Below are 13,391 nucleotides of genomic sequence, written 5' to 3'. Positions count from 1 at the left end.
TACACATGACAACAAATGACTATAAACGACCGCCGTCGCTATCCAGTAACCGCGACCGATTCACGCAGCAAGTTAGCCGCAGAAATCATGTTACGCAAAGCGGCTTCGGTTTCCGGCCATTTGCGGGTCTTCAATCCGCAGTCGGGGTTCACCCACAAATTCCGCGCCGGAATTACCTTCAATGCCTTTTCGAGCAAAAGGATCATCTCGTCCACCGTCGGTACGCGGGGCGAGTGGATGTCGTACACACCGGGACCAATCTCGTTCGGGTAATTGAATTGTGCGAACGCGTCGAGCAGCTCCATTTGCGAACGCGACGTCTCGATCGTGATCACGTCGGCATCCATGGCAGCAATGGAATCGATAATATCGTTAAACTCCGAGTAGCACATGTGCGTGTGGATCTGCGTCTGATCGGCTACTCCCGCGGCGCTCAGGCGGAATGCGTCCACAGCCCATTTCAGATAGCTTTGCCAGGCGCGTTTCCGTAATGGCAGGCCTTCGCGGATCGCCGGTTCGTCGATTTGAATCACTTTAATACCTGCCTTTTCCAAATCCACTACTTCGTCGCGTATGGCGAGCGCAATCTGGAATGTGGTATCCTTCCTCGGCTGGTCATCCCGCACGAACGACCATTGCAGGATCGTTACCGGGCCGGTAAGCATGCCTTTGACCAGCTTTTCGGAGTTAGCTTGTGCAAATGCAGACCATTTCACCGTCATAGGCTGTTCTCTTTCCACATCCCCATAAATGATCGGCGGCTTCACGCACCGGCTGCCGTAGCTCTGCACCCAACCATTTTGGGTAAATACAAAACCTGAAAGCTGCTCGCCGAAATACTCCACCATATCGTTCCGCTCGAATTCGCCGTGTACCAGCACATCGATCCCAAGCTCCTCCTGCCAGCGCAGCGAATCCACGATTTCCGCCCGAATGCGGGTTTCATACTCGTCTAGTGTCAATGCACCTTTTTTGAACTGCGCCCGGAGCTGCCGTACCTCATCCGTTTGCGGAAAGGAACCGATCGTTGTCGATGGGAACAATGGCAATTTCAGCTTTTCTAACTGAATACCCTGCCGGATGGCAAATGCATTCTGCCGGTCGAAATCCCGTTCACGCACTTCACTAACCCGCGCTTTCACTGCCGGTTTGTGGATCAATACGGAAGCACGGCGGCTTTCAATCGCCTTTTGATTGTCCAGAAATGCGCTATCATTCGCATAGTCTGCCGCTGCAAGCCTTGCCAATGTAGTCACCTCATTCAGTTTCTGTTTTGCAAACGCCAGCCAGTTTTTAATCTCCGCTGTCAGTACTGCCTCATTCTTCTCCAAATCCAGATCATAAGGACTATGCAGCAACGACGACGACGGTGCCACCAAAATCCGCTCGTCTCCCAGGACATTTACAGCTGTTTGAATCCATTCTAACGATTTTTGATAATCGTTTTTCCAGATATTCCGGCCGTCGACAACGCCCAGCGAGAGCTTTTTGGTGGAAGAGACAAATGCTTCGTCGGCAAGGATCTGTGGTAACGTCTCCGCACCGCGTGTCAGGTCTAAATGCAATGCATCCACCGGTAATGCAGTCGCAATTGCCAGATTATCGTCTAGCGGCCCGAAATAGGTTGTTACCAGAATGCGCAGCTTCGGAAGCGCCTCTCTGATCTGATTGTAAGCGCTTAGAAATGCGAGCTTTTCCTTTTCATTCAAATCCAATACTAATGCCGGCTCATCGAGCTGCACCCATTCGGCACCTCTTGCAGCAAGTTCTTTTAATATGGATATATAAACAGGTAAAAGGCTGTCCAGTAGGTCAATGCGATCGAAGCCACTTTCCTTTTCTTTACCCAAAAGCAAATAGGTAACCGGCCCCAGCAGTACCGGTTTGGTTTGAATGCCTTTTTGCAATGCATCTTCAAATTCCAGCAAAACCTTCTCCGAATACCGCTTGAATTTCTGGTCCTTCACAAACTCGGGAACGAGGTAGTGGTAGTTGGTATCAAACCATTTCGTCATCTCCATCGCATTGATATCCAGCCCGTTCTTCTGGTAACCGCGGGCCATTGCGAAATAGAGGTCGAGCTCTTTGTTCGATTTCCCGTCGACCAACTGGTGGTAACGCTCGGGAATGGCGCCTACCATCAGCGAGGTATCGAGAACATGGTCGTAAAGCGAAAAATCATTGGAAGGAATGAGGCTGATGCCTGCAATCTGCTGCGTTTCCCAGTTCTGGTGGCGGATCTTCCGGGCGGCTTTCTGCAATGCATCGCGATCGATCGTTCCAGCCCAGAATTGTTCGTTGGCTTTTTTGAGCTCGCGGAGGCTTCCCACGCGCGGGTAGCCAAGGTTGTGTGACAACATACTTTTTGTGTTTAAAGAGTTAATAAAACCCTGTGAAAACACCCTCCCATCCCGACAAAACGCCTGTTGCGGACGGTCGCCGGTACTTCATTCCATCGCGGCAACACGTAGCTACCCTGCGAAACGAACAGATACAGTTTCCCCAAAACAGCCGGGTAGCCTGTGATACTGCAATAAAATGTGGTAAATCAATGCTTGACTACTCCCCACCCGTGAGGGAAAAGCCATTGAGGATGACGGCAAGTCTCCTGGCTTGTATCATTTTTACCGCCCTTCTCGCGCGCCGGGGCGCTGCAATGGGACGCGAGGGTAAAAATTGGCCCTGAATGCTCAGAGCGGATACTTACAGTAGCACGACTGCCCGTGAATTGCACACGGTTCCTTTTTGTTTTGCTATGTTTTGGCTGAGGGATCCAAAAGCAAAAACCATCACCCCGATTGACGGGCGTTCACAAAGAACTGCGTCAAATTTAGGCGGAAGGCGCATTCGGCCGTAAATGGTCGGCCAATTTCAGTGAAGTGAGTAGAAATTAGCCTTTCGGCAGGATAAAATATCTTATTTGGAGTAAAATAAATGGCGATAAAAGTGATTTCGTATTAGCTAAAAAATCGTCCCGGCCGCATCCGCATCCAATATAAACTCCGCATTCAAATGATTCTGCAAAACCGTCGCCGGGAAATCCTTTGAAACGGGGAATGCGAGGGCGCGCCGGATTACCGGGGCTTTGGCTGCTCCCGAGGCAAGCAAAATGGCGGCGCGCGCTTCCAGAATGTGCCGGATACCAACGGTAATGCCCCGGGTAAGCATGGTGGGTTGTTTGAAATACTTCTGACCTACTTCCACTGTGACGGTATCGAGTTCGGAAATGTGGGCGTAGGTATCCCAGGAGGTACCTGGCTCGTTGAGGGCGAGGTGGCCGTTCATGCCTACGCCCAATATAATAAGGTCGAGACCACCCAGGCTTTCCACGACTTTGTTGATGCGGTCGCATTCCGCTTGCGGATCAAAGGCCTTGCCGTCGAAGAAGACAATTTGATCCGGCCGGAGGCCGACGGGTTTCAGAAAATCGCGGTCGAGGAGGTCACGACAACTGCCGTCGTCGCCGGCACCAAGGCCTATCCATTCGTCGAGGCCGATGAAAGTGCATTGGGAGAAATCGACACGGCCGTTCTGGTTGGCCGCTACCAACGCATCGAACATTCCCTTGGGGCTACTGCCGGACGGGAAGCAAATAACCGATGTGGGTTTGTGGTTCATCAGGTCGATTACTCGCTCAGCTGCGGCGGAACTCATGAGCGTATAGTCGGGATAAATGCTGATCTTGGGTATCATGAAAAGTGGGGTTTAGGTTCTCGGCGCGTCAATCTAAACATTCTTTTTTCAGACGTGAACATTTATCCATAAAAAACTCCAGAAACTGCAAGTCCGGGCCTAACTTTACCGCACATTGTTCAATTACATTATCATTCTACTTCAAAAATGGAATACCGTATAGAAAAAGACACGATGGGCGAAGTGCAGGTGCCTGCACACGTATACTGGGGCGCCCAGACGCAACGCTCGATCCAGAACTTTCCTATCGCACAGGATATCAATAAAATGCCGAAGGAGATTATCAAGGCCTTCGCATACCTGAAAAAAGCTGCCGCTATCACCAACTTCGAAGCCGGCATACTTCCTCAGGAAAAAAGCGAGCTCATCGGCAAAGTTTGCGACGAGATCCTTACCGGCCAGCTCGACGACCAGTTTCCGCTGGTGGTGTGGCAAACCGGTTCCGGAACGCAGTCGAATATGAACTGTAACGAGGTGATCGCCTACCGCGGGCACGTACTGCAAGGCGGTGATTTGGCTGACAAAACGAAGTTTTTGCACCCGAATGACGATGTGAACAAGTCTCAGTCGTCAAACGACACCTACCCTACCGCAATGCACATTGCGGCCTACAAAATCCTGGTGGACGTTACGATCCCGGGCATTACCAAGCTGCGTGACACGCTGAAAGCGAAATCCGAAGCATTTAAGAATGTAGTTAAAATCGGTCGTACGCACTTTATGGACGCTACACCGCTGACTCTGGGCCAGGAATTTTCGGGCTACGTTTCGCAGCTTGACCATGGTTTGAGAGCCATTAACAACACATTGGCACACCTTTCTGAACTCGCATTGGGTGGTACCGCGGTGGGAACGGGTATTAATACGCCTCCAGGATACTCCGAAAATGTAGCACGGCACATCGCAGCATTGACAGGCCTGCCATTCGTTACTGCTGAAAACAAATTTGAGGCATTAGCGGCACACGACGCGATCGTAGAGGCGCATGGCGCATTGAAGACCGTTGCTGTAAGCCTGATGAAGATCGGGAATGATATTCGGATGTTGTCGTCGGGCCCGCGTTCGGGTATCGGCGAGATCCACATTCCGGATAACGAGCCTGGAAGCTCCATCATGCCGGGAAAAGTAAACCCAACCCAATGCGAAGCCATGACCATGGTAGCGGCACAGGTAATGGGTAACGACGTGGCGATCGGCATCGGTGGTTCCAATGGGCATTTCGAACTGAACGTTTTCAAACCATTGATGGCTTACAACTTCCTGCATTCTGCCCGTTTGATTGGCGATGTGTGTGTTTCGTTCAACGATAACTGCGCGGTGGGTATCGAGCCTTTGCATGAGAATATCAAGAAGCACGTGAACAACTCGCTGATGCTGGTAACTGCTTTGAATACTAAAATCGGGTATTACAAGGCTGCCGAAATCGCACAAACCGCTCATAAAAACGGCTCTACGCTGAAAGAAACGGCTGTGGCATTGGGTTACCTCACGCCGGAAGAGTTCGACGCATGGGTAAAACCGGAAGACATGGTGGGCGAGATCAGGTAATTGGACCGAACCCAAAAGTAATGTCTGCGAATGCCCTGCCGAAACGTGGGGCATTTGCATTTAGATCTTTCAAAATCATGAATATCAAAGAAGAATTGCTGGCCGACCCTTACCAGTCGAAGCGGAAAGCTACGGAAGTGGCCAGGTACGCCTGTACTTCAGAAGATGCATTCAGGCACCTGATGCATTGCTTCGAATCCGACGAGTACCGCCTCGCGCAACGCGCTGCGTACAGCGTGAGCATCGCCACACACGAGCGCCCGGAGCTCATCCGCCCGTACATAGGCGTGCTCGTGAGTCAGCTAAAACGCACCGATATTCATGACGCCGTGATCCGCAACAGTGCGCGCATTTTGCAGGATATCAGCATTCCCGATGAATTTCACGGCGAGCTGATGGACGCGGCGTTCAGCATTATCGCGAACCGTCAGCTAGCCATTGCGATCCGCACGTTTTGTCTCACCATCCTGTTTAACCTATCCAAAATTTATCCGGAGATCCAGAAAGAACTGCGGGTATTCCTGGAAGAATCGGTTGAATACGAGCCTGCGGCGTTCCAGTCGAGGGCCCGAAAAATCCTGAAAAAGATCTGAAAATGCCCTCATCGTGGAGGATAGAGGCCTATTTCACCGTCTGATAAGCAGATATTACAGGTAAATCATTTTACCTTGCTTCTTTAAAACAAAAACAATAGATGATCATATACTGCCACGCCATACTCGACGGCTCGCTTAATGCTAAATTGAGCGAAGCCCTTACCCCGCAGCATCAGATCCATTTCCGCACCGAATCGGCCAGCAATGAGGAGCTTAAATCCTGGTTTGCCAGCGCCGATTACATCCTCGGCAACCCGCCGGTAGCCTGGTTCGGAAACATTCCTGCCAATCTGAAATTCTGGCAACTCGATTCCGCCGGGTTCGATCAATACGCGTCTGTGGCCGTTCCCGATCACGTCAAAACGGCGAATATGGGCGACTGGTTCGCACGCCCGTGCGCCGAGTCGATCGTAGGCGGTGTGCTGGCATTGTACCGCGGTATCGATAAGCTGACGCTCTTGAAACAGAAAACAGAATGGATCGGAACGCCGCTCCGCGCCGAGTTGAAGATTTTGTATAAACAGACCGTGATCGTTCTTGGCGCCGGGACGATTGGGCAATCGGTGAACGCCATTTTGAAAGGGTTAGGTTGCACCACGCATTTAATGGCACGGACCTCGCAGGAGGCCGATATCCGTAGCAAGGAAGATCTTTTCAATGCGCTACCGCACGCCGACGTGGTAATTAATACTTTGCCCGGAACCGCGCAGCATTTTGTGAATGCGGAGTTCATTTCGGCCATGAAAGACCAGAGCGTTTACGCAAGTGTGGGGCGCGGCAGTACGACCGATGAGAATGCACTGATCGATGCATTGAAGTCAGGCAAACTGGACGGCGCCGTACTCGACGTGACGGAGATCGAACCACTCCCTGCCGACAGTCCGCTTTGGCAAATGGACAATGTGATCCTGACCCAGCATACCGGCGGCGGGCACAAAAATGAGCATATGGGGAAAGTAGATTTATTTTTGAATAACATTTTTGCAATACAAAGCGGCACCGCAATCGCCAATGAAATAACCCTTGTAAAAGGATATTAAACCGACCGAAACTGAAATGCTACTGACAGAAACCGATATCGCAGAAGGTATCCAGGATAAATATTTTTTGAAATTCGGGACAGCCACGCGCGAAACCGTGCGCGTGTTCCGCTCACCAGGCCGCATTAACCTCATCGGCGAGCATACCGATTATAACAATGGCTTCGTACTCCCCGCAAGTGTGGATAAGGCCGTATATTTCGTGATTGCCCCACGCGAAGACGATCAGGTAATCCTCTACGCAGCAGACCTCGACCAGACCTATTCATTTTCACTGGACGATCTTTCCAAGCCGGAAAAGTCGTGGCCGCATTACCAGATCGGTATTGTGGAGCAAATTCAGAAGAAGGGCTTGAAAATCGGCGGTTTTCAGGCGGCATTCGGCGGTAATGTACCGGTAGGTGCCGGACTCTCGTCATCGGCGGCGTTGGAATGCTGCCTTTTGTTTGCGTTGAATGAAATCTACGGGCTGAACCTCGACCGTTTCAGCATTGTGAAAATGTCGCAGAAAGCGGAGAATGAGTATGTAGGTGTCCAGTGCGGCATTATGGACCAGTTTGCTTCGGCATTCGGCAAGGAAGAATCCGTAATCCGCCTCGACTGCCGTTCGCTCGAATACGAGTACTTCCCGTTCCCGATGGACGATTACCTGATCGTGCTTTGCGATACGATGGTGAAACACTCTTTAGCCAGCTCGGAATACAATACCCGCCGGCAGGAATGCGAAAAGGCAACCGCCATTTTGCAGCAATATGATCCGAAAGTACTGAGCCTGCGCGACGCGACACCCGCATTGGTGGAAGCACATAAAGAGGAAATGGGTGACGTGGTGTACCGCCGTGCCAAATTCATGACCGAAGAAATCCAGCGCGTGCAGGATGCCTGCGATCTGCTCGTACAAGGCAATCTGCCCGATTTTGGCAAAAAAATGTATGCTACCCACTTCGGGCTCCAAAATGAATATGAGGTAAGCTGCGCTGAGCTTGACTTCCTGGTGGCTCAGACATTGGACGACGACACCGTACTCGGCGCTCGGATGATGGGCGGCGGTTTCGGAGGTTGCACCATTAATCTGGTGAAAAAAGAGAGTGTTGATGCTTTTGAAGCCAAAATGAAGCAAGCCTATTTTGAAAAATACAAAATCGACCTGCCCTGCTATCGTGTGAAAATCACCGATGGCACGGAGGAAGTTGCCCTCGGATAATCTGACCATTTACGCAAACTCTTAACCTTTGACCATGAGAAGAATCCCTTTTTTACTCACTGCGCTGGTTGGCCTTGCCATTTTCAGTTGCTCAAAAACCAAGAATGAAGAAAAAATGATCAGTACTATTTCCAAAGAGGCTTTCGGCCAGCTCCCCGACGGCCAGCAGGCTGACCTGTACACACTGACCAACGCCAACGGTATGACCGTCAACATCACCAACTACGGCGGGATCATCACCAAACTCACCGCGCCGGACAAAAACGGTCAATGGGCGGATGTGGTGCTGGGCTTCGACTCGCTGGCGCCTTACCTGAGCGGGCACCCGTTCTTCGGTGCGTTGGTCGGCCGCTATGGCAACCGTATCGCGAAGGGTAAATTCAAATTGAATGGTCAGGAATACTCTCTGGCGATCAACAATGGTCCGAATGCATTGCACGGAGGGACAAAAGGCTTCGATAAGGTGATCTGGAAAGCGACCGAAATCAAGCAGGATTCAGTGGTAGGTTTACAACTGGAATATACCAGCAAGGATATGGAAGAAGGCTACCCCGGTAACCTGACCGTGAAAGTGGTTTACACGCTCGACAACGAGAATGCATTGACGATCGACTACACGGCGACCACCGACAAACCGACCGTCGTGAACCTGACCAACCACTCGTATTTCAACCTAACCGGCCTGAAACGCGACATTCTCGACCACGAAGTGACCATCGCATCGGATAGCATCGTTCCAGTAGACACCACCCTCATCCCGACCGGCAAACTCCGCGCTGTGGAAGGCACACCATTTGATTTCCGCAAGGCTACCAAAGTGGGTGCAGGCATTGATAAAATCGAAGACGAGCAGATCAAAGCCGGCGGCGGCTACGACCACTGCTGGGTGTTGAAACGCAGCGGCGGCGGCCTGGAAAAATTTGCTACCGTCAAAGATCCTGAAAGCGGCCGTGTGATGGAAGTTTACACCACCGAACCAGGCGTTCAGTTCTACACCGGCAACTTCCTCGACGGCAAACTGACCGGCAAAGGCGCCACCTATTCAAAACGTTTCGGCCTCTGCCTCGAAACCGAGCATTACCCTGACTCCCCGAACCAGCCTCAGTTCCCGACGACGACATTGAACCCGGGCGAGACTTATAAAACCACTACGAAGTACAAGTTTTCGGCGCAGTAACATTCGTCCGACCGTTTTGATATGACGGGCATTGCCGGCTGCTCATTGCCGGCAATGCCCGTTATTTTATGTTCCGTTTTGGCTAGATTTGGATACACTTATCACACAGACTATGCCAAAAATTATCGAATATTTCGGAATGATATTTTACTTTTATTCTAATGAGCACTTACCTATCCACATACACGTTTCCTACAATCAGTATGAGAGTATTTTCGAAATATTCTTTGAGGACGGAGCTTTAAAGGAAGTGTTGTTACGGAAATCGAGCGGACAGGAACCTCTTCCGACAGCTCAGCTTAAAGAAGCGCAAAAAGTGGTCGAGCATTATGCGCAAGACATTGTGAATAAATGGACTGATTTCTTTGTTCTCAAAAAGAAAGTCAAGAGTTTAAAGATTACCAGAAGGTTATGACAAAGATCGTTGGCGCGGAATATTTGGCAGATTACAAAATCCGGATCAGCTTTTCTGACTTGACTCAGCAGATTGTCGACTTCGGCCCCTTTTTAACGGATCATCCACATCCGCAATACGACAAGTACAAAAATCCAGTTCATTTCAAGAAATTCAAGATTGAACGGGGTAATATCGTCTGGGGGAAAGACTGGGACCTCATCTTCCCCATTGATCAACTGCATTCGGGAAAGATTGACTGACTTTTACCGGTTTTACCTAATTTTGCGGTATCACTTTTGATCAACCGGACGACGATCCGCATTTGCACATTCACAATGCTTACTAAAACCGTAAAAATCAGCAATGTTACCAACCTCTCCGACGCGCGCTATTGTGCGGGTATGGGCGTTGAAATGCTTGGTTTTTCCATTGACGAAGATTCTCCCAATTACATTTCTCCTAAAAAATTCGAGGATATCTGCTCCTGGCTCGCGGGCGTGACGCTCGTCGCCGAGACTTCCAAAACCGATCCGGAAGCGATCGTAAGCGCGCTGAACGACTATCCCGTGCACGCCGTGCAAGTGAATGACCCGGGCTTGCTTAATTACCTCCGTACCGAACTGGGCTTGCCGCTGATGTTGCGGGTAAGCGTCGATCTCTTCGAGGCTGGCGAAATTGTTCCTATTCTGAGCCGCTACGAAGGCGAAGTGACCCATTTCTTGTTAGAAAGCGACAATGAAGCGGAACTGTCCGAGTCCTGGATGCAGGTCTTAGGTACAGTCGAGGCGGATTATCCTGTATTGGTAGGCTTTGGGCTCGATAACGAGTTTACGGTGAGCGCGCTTACCGAACTGCTTCCGAACATCGGTATTGCACTGCGCGGCAGCGACGAAATCCGTCCGGGGTATAAGGATTTTGGCTCAATGATGGACATTCTTGAAGCGCTCGAAGAGCAATAAGGCCGTTTTTCATCCATTTAAAACACATTCTCACTAAAAACATCCGCTTAACACGCCCTTTCGCCGATAATAATTTTCCGGTTTACAGTATCTTGCATTACCTACTACCTTTGATTACAAATAAATACTAAACTAATCATGGAAAAGAAATTGCATCGCATACCTGACCAGGCTGTTTTCGGAGGAGTTTGTGCGGGAATCGCTCAGTATCTGCAAATTGACGTCGTAATCGTCCGCGTGATCTTCGTCGTCATGGCGCTGCCGATACTGCCTCCCGGATTTGGAATGACCGGACTGCTTTATATTATCCTATGGGCGGTACTGCCAACCGGCCCCGCCGGAGAAGTGTACACCACTCACACGGCATTCGGTTCGGAACCTTCCAAACCATCCGATCCGCTGGCGGACAAAAAGAGGTCTGATCAGACGATGATGATACTGGGCGGCGTGCTGATCTTTTTCGGTGGATTAATGCTGGTAGACGACCTGCCGTTCTGGTTCTCGTTTAAAAAATACTTCTGGCCTATCGTACTGATTGCCGTAGGTGCATTCCTTATCCTCCGCCAGCGCGATAAAGAGGCTGAAAACAAATCGACTGTATATCCTACAACACCTCCGCCGGTTGAACCGGTAGATCCCGGTCCCGATCCACAGCCTTACACGCCGTTTTCTCCAAGCTCTTCGCCGGAAACGCATTTTCCGGAAGATCCTGAATTGAAAAAGCCTGACAATGGTGACGATGATGTCATCAAAGTCAACTAACCTTCCTGAATCGTACCATAAACCATAAAGCCATGAATTTCAAAAACATTTTCTGGGGTGTAATGCTCATTGTCATCGGGTCGCTGTTCCTGGTGGAAGAGCTCACCGCTTTCGACTTCGGCCGTTTCTTCTGGCCCATTATTCTGATCGTGACCGGCGGATTGCTGCTGTTGCGCAACTACCTGAATACCGACAGTACTAACCGATCAAACATATAAGATCATGAAAAACTCACGTGGCATTGTTTGGGGCGGCTTACTGATCATTTTCGGGGTGATCTGGCTGCTCCGAAGCATGAATTTACTGAATATCGATTGGGACCTGGTATTACCTTACTGGCCGGTACTGCTGATTATCGCCGGCGCCATTCTGATAGCGGCCGGCCGGGAACGCGGGTCGGGCGGTATTGTGGCATTGCTTATTACACTGGCCGTTTTCGGAGGTGTGGTGAACAAAACGCACCAGGCGTTTGATGACCATGACAACAACTGGCATTTCGGTTGGGACGATGACGACGACGATCATGAATACGGCTACCACCACTACGACGACAATAATGACGACGACGGGGACGAAAAAGACGAAGATTACCGCAGAGAGCATTGGAAAGAAGGCGACCGGCCCATCAACGGCACGTACAATTACGAAATGGAAGACTTTATCCAGAAAGCCAATTTCAACCTGGAAGGCGGCGCAGGCTCCTTTTCGCTGAATGGTAATACCGCCAAGTTGTTCGAAGCGGCCACTACCAGTACAGTTGTTGGTTTCCGGTCCAATACATCGGTAAACAAGGTGAACAACTCCGCTTCGGTTACCTTAAAAATGGAAGAAGGCAATGTGAAGATCAAAAACGGGGAAATATCGAATCGAGCCAAAATTCAGCTGAACGAAAAACCAGTCTGGAATATCGACCTGGGTATCGGTGCCGGAAAAGGGGATTTCGATTTCAGTAACTATAAAGTTGAAAAACTGAAAGTGAGCACCGGCGTGGCTGATATGGACATCCGCCTGGGCGACAAAATGCCTGCTGCCAATGTTGATATCGAGGCGGGGGTAGCATCGGTGACACTCGAAATCCCTGAATCCGTCGGCTGCGAAATGCGTATGGACGGGGCTCTGAATGCCAAAAACATGGACGGATTAAGCAAAATCGGCGACGGCCTCTACCGCACCGCGAATTTCGACACCGCAACGAAGAAAGTCATTGTACATTACGAAGGCGGGCTTACCAGCATCAATATCAAACGGTACTAGCCTACACTTCCCAATTCAGCAAAAAGAATATCTTTGCAGCCTTTGCAAGGATATTTTTTTATGCTCAAAACTGCATTTTCCCTACTGCTAACAAGCTTCGCTGCTCTCCAGACCTTTGCCCAGTCATCGAAATCACTGCCTGCTATCGAGCAAAAAATGGTCGACCGGGGCCTTGTCGATATTCAAAAAGTGGATCCCGAAATTCTGGTTGAACTGAAATATTCGACCACCGACAACTTCATCGGACGCGATGTGTACGGCGACCTCACCCGCGCCTATCTGCAACCCGAAATGGCTAAACGGCTTGCCAAAGCCAGCACATTGCTGAAAAAAGAAAAGCCGGGATACCGGTTGCTGGTTTATGATGCGGCACGCCCTAACTCGGCCCAATACGATCTTTGGAATGCATTGGATCATTTAAAAATCCCCGCACGAAGCAAAACCCAATACGTGGCCGATCCCAAAATCGGTTCGAACCACAACTTCGGGTGTGCCATCGACCTTACCGTTGTCGATGAAAACGGCAAACCACTCGATATGGGCACTAAATTCGACTTTTTTGGCCCTTTGGCATATCCACGCTCCGAGCAGGAAATGCTGGAAAAAGGAAAGCTGACGGCCAGGCAAATCGAGAACCGCCAGCTTTTGCGAAAAGTCATGACCCAGGTGGGATTCAAGGTCAATACCACGGAATGGTGGCATTTCGACGGTATGTCGAAAGCACAGGCCCGGGTTAAATATGGAATGATCCCCTGAAAATT

14 protein-coding genes and 1 riboswitch are annotated in these 13,391 nt (G+C 50.3%); of the genes, 12 read left to right on the top strand and 2 right to left on the bottom strand.

What is annotated here, in order from left to right; translation table 11 throughout:
• Positions 1-38: 38 nt before the first annotated feature.
• Both metE and ACQ4MZ_RS02470 read right to left on the bottom strand, forming a co-directional pair.
• Entirely contained in the window at positions 39-2,360 is a 2,322-nt protein-coding gene (gene metE, locus ACQ4MZ_RS02475) for a 5-methyltetrahydropteroyltriglutamate--homocysteine S-methyltransferase (protein ID WP_430842612.1), read from the bottom strand.
• 221 nt (positions 2,361-2,581) lie between these two features.
• Positions 2,582-2,806: riboswitch (cobalamin riboswitch) on the bottom strand.
• 155 nt (positions 2,807-2,961) lie between these two features.
• Positions 2,962-3,693 carry a 6-phosphogluconolactonase gene (locus ACQ4MZ_RS02470; protein WP_430842610.1) on the bottom strand — a complete coding sequence of 244 codons (732 nt, stop codon included), beginning with the start codon at positions 3,691-3,693 and terminating at the stop codon, positions 2,962-2,964.
• Between the two features lie 147 nt (positions 3,694-3,840).
• Between ACQ4MZ_RS02470 and fumC the strand changes: the two genes are divergently transcribed.
• The 12 genes from fumC (at position 3,841) to ACQ4MZ_RS02410 (ending at position 13,386) form a co-directional block, all read left to right on the top strand.
• Positions 3,841-5,241: a class II fumarate hydratase gene (gene fumC, locus ACQ4MZ_RS02465; RefSeq protein WP_430842608.1), complete on the top strand. Its 1,401-nt coding sequence runs from the start codon at positions 3,841-3,843 to the stop codon at positions 5,239-5,241.
• A 77-nt stretch (positions 5,242-5,318) separates the two neighbouring features.
• Positions 5,319-5,834, top strand: coding sequence for a hypothetical protein (locus ACQ4MZ_RS02460; protein WP_430842606.1), 516 nt, complete (start codon positions 5,319-5,321; stop codon positions 5,832-5,834).
• A 101-nt stretch (positions 5,835-5,935) separates the two neighbouring features.
• Positions 5,936-6,877: a D-2-hydroxyacid dehydrogenase gene (locus ACQ4MZ_RS02455; RefSeq protein ID WP_430842604.1), complete on the top strand. Its 942-nt coding sequence runs from the start codon at positions 5,936-5,938 to the stop codon at positions 6,875-6,877.
• A 16-nt stretch (positions 6,878-6,893) separates the two neighbouring features.
• Entirely contained in the window at positions 6,894-8,081 is a 1,188-nt protein-coding gene (locus ACQ4MZ_RS02450) for a galactokinase (protein ID WP_430842602.1), read from the top strand.
• 34 nt (positions 8,082-8,115) lie between these two features.
• The gene (locus ACQ4MZ_RS02445; RefSeq protein WP_430842600.1) at positions 8,116-9,258 is read left to right on the top strand and encodes an aldose epimerase family protein; all 1,143 of its coding nucleotides are present in this window, start codon (positions 8,116-8,118) and stop codon (positions 9,256-9,258) included.
• A 112-nt stretch (positions 9,259-9,370) separates the two neighbouring features.
• A complete protein-coding gene (locus tag ACQ4MZ_RS02440; RefSeq protein WP_430842598.1) occupies positions 9,371-9,673 on the top strand; it encodes a DUF4160 domain-containing protein in 303 nt (100 codons plus the stop codon).
• The gene (locus tag ACQ4MZ_RS02435) at positions 9,670-9,915 is read left to right on the top strand and encodes a DUF2442 domain-containing protein (RefSeq protein ID WP_430842596.1); all 246 of its coding nucleotides are present in this window, start codon (positions 9,670-9,672) and stop codon (positions 9,913-9,915) included. Before ACQ4MZ_RS02440 ends, ACQ4MZ_RS02435 begins: the two co-directional genes overlap by 4 nt.
• A 36-nt stretch (positions 9,916-9,951) precedes the next feature.
• Positions 9,952-10,614: a hypothetical protein gene (locus ACQ4MZ_RS02430; protein ID WP_430842594.1), complete on the top strand. Its 663-nt coding sequence runs from the start codon at positions 9,952-9,954 to the stop codon at positions 10,612-10,614.
• A 138-nt stretch (positions 10,615-10,752) separates the two neighbouring features.
• Entirely contained in the window at positions 10,753-11,376 is a 624-nt protein-coding gene (locus ACQ4MZ_RS02425; protein WP_430842592.1) for a PspC domain-containing protein, read from the top strand.
• A 32-nt stretch (positions 11,377-11,408) separates the two neighbouring features.
• A complete protein-coding gene (locus ACQ4MZ_RS02420; protein ID WP_430842590.1) occupies positions 11,409-11,594 on the top strand; it encodes a LiaI-LiaF-like domain-containing protein in 186 nt (61 codons plus the stop codon).
• 4 nt (positions 11,595-11,598) lie between these two features.
• Entirely contained in the window at positions 11,599-12,630 is a 1,032-nt protein-coding gene (locus ACQ4MZ_RS02415) for a LiaF transmembrane domain-containing protein (protein ID WP_430842588.1), read from the top strand.
• A gap of 60 nt (positions 12,631-12,690) precedes the next feature.
• Positions 12,691-13,386: a M15 family metallopeptidase gene (locus ACQ4MZ_RS02410; RefSeq protein ID WP_430842586.1), complete on the top strand. Its 696-nt coding sequence runs from the start codon at positions 12,691-12,693 to the stop codon at positions 13,384-13,386.
• Positions 13,387-13,391 lie beyond the last annotated feature (5 nt).

Origin of the sequence: Dyadobacter sp. BHUBP1, assembly GCF_050587785.1 — a bacterium.
In the GTDB taxonomy this organism is placed as follows: Bacteria; Bacteroidota; Bacteroidia; order Cytophagales; family Spirosomataceae; genus Dyadobacter.
The sequence above is the reverse complement of the archived record's forward strand: the minus strand, read 5'-3'. Positions and strand labels throughout refer to the sequence as shown.